At 51.1% G+C, this 5290-nt stretch carries 5 protein-coding genes; 1 reads left to right on the forward strand and 4 read right to left on the reverse strand.

Annotation, left to right across the window (positions count from 1 at the left end):
• Positions 1–84: 84 nt before the first annotated feature.
• Positions 85–978: a LysR family transcriptional regulator gene (locus tag ACMP1L_RS01630; protein WP_418451824.1), complete on the forward strand. Its 894-nt coding sequence runs from the start codon at positions 85–87 to the stop codon at positions 976–978.
• Positions 979–1062: 84 nt separating this feature from the next.
• Here the strand turns inward: ACMP1L_RS01630 and ACMP1L_RS01635 are convergent, their stop codons facing one another.
• The 4 genes from ACMP1L_RS01635 to ACMP1L_RS01650 all read right to left on the reverse strand — a co-directional run.
• Positions 1063–2364: a GntP family permease gene (locus tag ACMP1L_RS01635; protein WP_418451825.1), complete on the reverse strand. Its 1302-nt coding sequence runs from the start codon at positions 2362–2364 to the stop codon at positions 1063–1065.
• 79 nt (positions 2365–2443) lie between these two features.
• Entirely contained in the window at positions 2444–2995 is a 552-nt protein-coding gene (locus ACMP1L_RS01640) for a hypothetical protein (RefSeq protein ID WP_177303460.1), read from the reverse strand.
• The gene (gene fadK / locus ACMP1L_RS01645) at positions 2923–4710 is read right to left on the reverse strand and encodes a medium-chain fatty-acid--CoA ligase (RefSeq protein WP_418451826.1); all 1788 of its coding nucleotides are present in this window, start codon (positions 4708–4710) and stop codon (positions 2923–2925) included. Before fadK ends, ACMP1L_RS01640 begins: the two co-directional genes overlap by 73 nt.
• A 152-nt stretch (positions 4711–4862) precedes the next feature.
• A partial coding sequence (locus ACMP1L_RS01650; protein ID WP_418451827.1) for an electron transfer flavoprotein subunit alpha/FixB family protein occupies positions 4863–5290 on the reverse strand: 428 nt, incomplete at its 5' end.

Here is a 5290-nt window from a genome sequence, read left to right on the forward strand (position 1 = left end):
TTATTAACACTTTTTATGCGTTCTTCTGGAATTTTTCCTGTTCATCCTGTATAATGGAATGTATGATGGCAAAGGAGAAAGGTTATGAATTTACAACAGCTTTATTACTTTCGAAAACTGGCTGAAGTTCAGCATTATACCGAAGCAGCCAAAGCACTTTATATCACGCAGCCGAGCCTGAGCGATTCCATTGCTTCCCTGGAGCATGAACTTTCCGTTTCCTTATTCCAGAAAAAGGGCCGCGGAATCCAGCTTACCAAATACGGTCAGGAATTCTATGAGTACGTGAACCAGGCACTGGGGATCCTGGAACACGGCATTGCCGCCGTAAGGGAAAAATCGGATTCTGTCACCGGCACCATTGACATTGGCTGTATTCCGACGCTTCTTGGCGATTTTCTCCCGAATGCCCTCGATCTTTACCACGAAAAATGCCCGCAGGTAAGCTTCAATATCTTCCATGAAAAATCCATTCCGGTCGCAGAAGGAGTCTCTGCCGGGACCTACGATATCGGTTTATGCTCCATGGTGGAAAACAAAGACGACCTCGTTTTTGTTCCCATCACCTATCAGGAACTTGTGGTGATCGTCCGGAATGACCATCCGCTGGCTGTTCACGATTCCATCGAGCTGACTGCCTTAAAAGGCTATATGCTTTCCACCTACCGCGATACCATTCCCATTGGCAAAACCATCCGCAAAATTCTGAAAGAAAAAGGTGTGGAAGCTGCCTACTCCTACGATGACGAGATTTCCATCGCCGGACGCATCAACCATTCTTCCAAGACGGCCATCGTGGCAGATACCTCGTTTTTAAAGCAGTTTGACAATCTGAAAAAGATCCATTTAACGGATGTTCCCAAAGATACCCGTATGCTCTATCTCGTTTACAGCAAAAAGAATTTTATCACGGCCGCCGTGGAGGCTTTTGCCAACTTCATGGTTGCGCACTGCTTAAACCTGCCTCCGGAATCTTAATTTTCCAGAGCTGTGAAAAAGACCGATATGAAGCTGACTGATCAGCCATACCGGTCTTTTTTCTGTCAATATTTCATGTACTTTTTAGAATACAAATCCCATAGTTGCAAGCACAGCCAAAAGAAGTCCCGCAATAAAGCACGGAAGCGTGGTTCCCAGAAGCACATGCTTGTAGCTGTCTTTAAATCTGCATCCGCAGATAGACATGGTCAGAATCGCTACTGAAGAGTTCGGAAGCTTGTTTAACACCAGAGCCGCCTCCGTCACAATGCGGTGCAGGGCCTGTACATTAATGTCCATATCCACAAAGGCCTGGGCGAAGCTTTCCATAAAGATGGTCTCACCGGAAATGGCCGAGCCGGTCAGTCCGGTCAGCACCGTGGTTCCGAAAAATGCTTTCAGATACATCGGCATATTCAGATTCAGCACAACTGCCTGCAGATTCTGGAACACCGGGGATGCACCCAGCACTCGGGAAAGCCCCATAACCGCACCTACCGTCAGCATGGAATTCAGACCGGAGGTACTGCCGCTCTTAATGGATGCCTTGATTTTTTTGATCCGTTTCAACTGAGTCAGCACGATCAGCAGAATTCCTACTGCCAGAGAAAACAGGATGCTGGTGGAGGTTCCCCAGCTGGAGGTCACAACAACCGCTCCCAGCACCACAAGGAACGGAAGGACAGAAATGCCAAATCCTGGCAACTCCATCTCATCCTCTTCCTTCTCATTTTCCGGATACATGGCCAGCAGTTCTTCCACGCTGTGTTTTTTTCTGCTCTGCTTTTGCGCATAATTGAAATATACAAAATAGCTGATGGCCGCAATGGCTGTAAACAGGAAAGACAGAACCGGGGAAGAGCCCAGTGATGTGTCCAGATAATTGCTTGGAAGCACATTGCAGACATCCAGGGAGAAAGCAAAGCCGTTGGCGCAGGCTCCACCGCCCAGGATCAGAAACGGCAGCACGCGCCGGTCCATTTTGTTCTGCTTTAATAAGTTATCCGCGATCGGATACAGCACAAACACCATGATGTAGCCGTTGATTCCCAGCAGCGTGATGAAGAAGCTGCAGATCAGGATGACGGCTCCCACCATCTTTGCTCCCAGCTTTTCTGTCAGTGTCTTTGCGATCCGGGTCGCAAGCCCGGCTTCCAGAACCAGCTGGCCAAACACACCGCCAAGTCCGAGAATTAAGAACCAGGAAGTCACAAAACTTCCGATTCCTCCAGAATATGTTGTAAGAAAACCATCCCATACATTCAGTCCACTGGTTACCAGAATCACCGCCGCAGTCACGACGGTGGCTGTGATCATGTCAATCCCCCGAATGATCATGTACACCAGCAGTCCGATTGCCAAGATAAACCCGATTGTTGCTATCATGTCGAAACCCCTCCTTTGTAAAATTCAGTCGCGCGCCTCTTTTCGTTATTATATTAACAATTTATGGTAAAGAAAAGACCTACTCCGGTGCTTTTCCCCCTGACTGCCAGTGGGCAGTCATCTTATCCAGCGGCAGCTCCACAAGACCTGCCTCCGCATCATAAAAATATGCTGTAAACCCCCGTTTGCAGCGGAACACACACTCCAGACACGGGTCTTCGTCACAATAACAGAACGCATCTGTGTCAGCCAGGGCAAAGACAACCGGAGAGCGTTTTCCATCTGAAATATATTTCAAATAGCCACCGGTGAAAGTTTTTAAGTAAACCCATTCCGGGTGGCTGCCATAAGGCTTCCGCTTCCAGGAAACCTTCACCGCGTTGTCATTGTAGCCGCCGGTAATCTGGTAATCCGCCTCAATTACCTCTTTCACCTCTTCCGGTCTTCTTGGCTCCAGTTTTTCCGCCGTTTTTCCACAGCAGAATATCTCAAGTCCTTCTGCCTTTTCGGCTCCCGTTACCGGAAACAGTGCTCCACAGGTACTGCAGCGGTAAAACGTTACGTCAGGGCACTGCTCTGCACGGGGCTTTCTGGTGTCGCGGCACCGTCTTGCTCCAAATACCTGTTCCATATCCGTTCTCCTTCCTGCATATGCTTACATTCCTGCATATGCCTGCATTCCTGCTCTGGGTGCTCCAAACTTGCAGCGTTCTGTTTATTCCTGCGCTCCAGTTCTTCCCGCAGCAGATATTTTTTCACCTTTCCACTTCCCGTGTGGGGAATCCGGTCAATCAGCTCCAGGCGCTCTGGCCAGAACCGCTTCGGCACTTTCTTCTCTTTCAAATAGGAAAGTACCTGACAGATAGACAGTTCCTCATACCCGGGCAGCGGCACCGCAAAGGCACATATCCGCTCTCCCAGACGGTCATCCGGCATTCCGATGATGGTATGGTCTCCCATACCCGGACAGCCCTCCAGTGCATCGTTGATCTCGTTGGTATTCAGGTTTTCCCCGCCCCGGACGATCATATCCTTTTTTCGTCCGATAATGCGGATATTGCCCTCCGCGTCCATAACACAGAGATCACCGCTGTGAAACCAGCCATCGTCATCCAGAACACCATCCGTAATATCCCGGGCCTTTAAATATCCGGCAAAAACCGCCGGTCCCCGGGACCATTCCTCACCAGGGGTTCCGAAAGGCACATCCCGGCCATCCTCATCTACAACCCGGACTTCCATTCCATCCACAGCCCACCCGGAAGTTGTTCCGTTTTTCTCCAGCGCTTTCTCTGGTCTCACAAACACATGGGGAACGCTCTCCGTGGAGCCATACACCTCACACAGCAGAATTCCATAGCGGTTGGCCCGCTGTACCAGATATCCCGGCACCGGAGCACCGCCGCACAGATAAAATTTCAGTGTAGGAAGGCCGCCGCCGTTGGCATCCAGCTCCCGCAAAATATCATAAATGAACGGGGTCGCTCCCATGGAATAGGTTACCTTCTCCCGATTCATCAGATCGATAGCCGCACGGCACTGGTACTTCTGCTGCAGCACCACCTTGCCCCCGTAAAGCATCGGCGCGATGATGGCGTGATGAAACCCTGTTGCGTGATGCAGCGGCGCTGGCATGAACATGATATCTTCCTTTGTAAGACCCAGTTCCCGGTTAAAGGCTTCCTCCGCAAAGCGCACATTGTCATGGCTTAAGAGCACGCCCTTGGTGCCGCCGGTCGTCCCTGAGGTACAGAGGATCACCGCGATGTCCTGTCCGTTTTTCGTGTGGACGCACTGTTCCTTCGGAAGCGGCTCATAGGAAGCCAGAATTTCCCGAAGCAGACGGACACTGCTTTTTGCCGGTTTCACGCTGTCAATCAGCACAATATCCTTTAACAGCGGCGTCTGATCGCGGACAGCCAGAATCCGCTCCTCATAATCGGTCTTGTAAAAATAAGTCGGACCGAAATAACAGCGGGACTCGGTTACGTTTAAGCTTCTTGCCAGTTCCTTCTCCTCATAGGACATGGCAATGGGGTGTGCCACAGCTCCGACCTTATAACAGGCAATGGTCAGCATGGCAAACTCACTCCAGATCGGGAACTGGTAGGAAACCACCTCGCCCGGGCGGATTCCAAGCTCCATCAGGTAGGAGGCTACCCGGCCTGCCGCTTCGTCCAGTTCCCGGTAGGTGTAGCGGTAACCACGGTCATCCACCACATATTCCCGGTCCGGGTACTGCGCTGCGGCCCGCTCCCAGCAGTCCAGAAGCGTCTCATTTTTCCAGTACCCCTGCTCTCGATACTGTTTCAGAAGTTCCGGATTGATTTTCCTTTCCTCAAACATAACCTGCCTCCTTCTATCCTTCCGCAGCGCTCCCGCATCCGGTGCATTTCTCTCTATACGCAGAAAGCGCGTTCAAAACGCGCTTTCCCGTGTTGTTTCACCTGTCATGCATGCCCCGGACCAGTCTTTGGCCGGTCCGTTTTCCTGTGGTCTTACGCCTGCTGCTTTGCTTTTAATTCTTTTACCAGAGCCGGAACGATCTCAAAGACATCGCCCACGATTCCGTAATCCGCAACCTCAAAGATCGGTGCGGTCTCATCTTTGTTGATGGCTACGATGGTGCCGGATCCGCTCATGCCCGCTACGTGCTGCACTGCACCGGAAATGGCACATGCAAAGTAGATTTTCGGGGTTACGGTGGAGCCGGTCTGTCCTACCTGCTTACTCTGCGGCATCCAGCCTGCGTCAACCGCTGCTCTGGAGCATCCTACGGTTCCTGCAAGCACATCTGCCAACTCTTTTAAGATACCGAAGTTCTCAGCACTCTTCATGCCGCGGCCGCCGGATACAATGACATCTGCCTCATCGAGACGCATATCGTTGTCCTCACATGCCTTGATGAAATCAAGCACTTTGGTGC

Origin of the sequence: Ventrimonas sp. (genome assembly GCF_048380235.1) — a bacterium.
In the GTDB taxonomy this organism is placed as follows: Bacteria; Bacillota; Clostridia; order Lachnospirales; family Lachnospiraceae; genus Brotaphodocola.

Excerpts from the sequence above, each read along its gene's own strand:
- ACMP1L_RS01630 (WP_418451824.1), top strand. The coding sequence starts at position 85 with ATGAATTTACAACAGCTTTATTACTTTCGAAAACTGGCTGAAGTTCAG.
- ACMP1L_RS01635 (WP_418451825.1), bottom strand. The coding sequence starts at position 2,364 with ATGATAGCAACAATCGGGTTTATCTTGGCAATCGGACTGCTGGTGTAC.
- ACMP1L_RS01640 (WP_177303460.1), bottom strand. The coding sequence starts at position 2,995 with ATGGAACAGGTATTTGGAGCAAGACGGTGCCGCGACACCAGAAAGCCC.
- fadK (WP_418451826.1), bottom strand. The coding sequence starts at position 4,710 with ATGTTTGAGGAAAGGAAAATCAATCCGGAACTTCTGAAACAGTATCGA.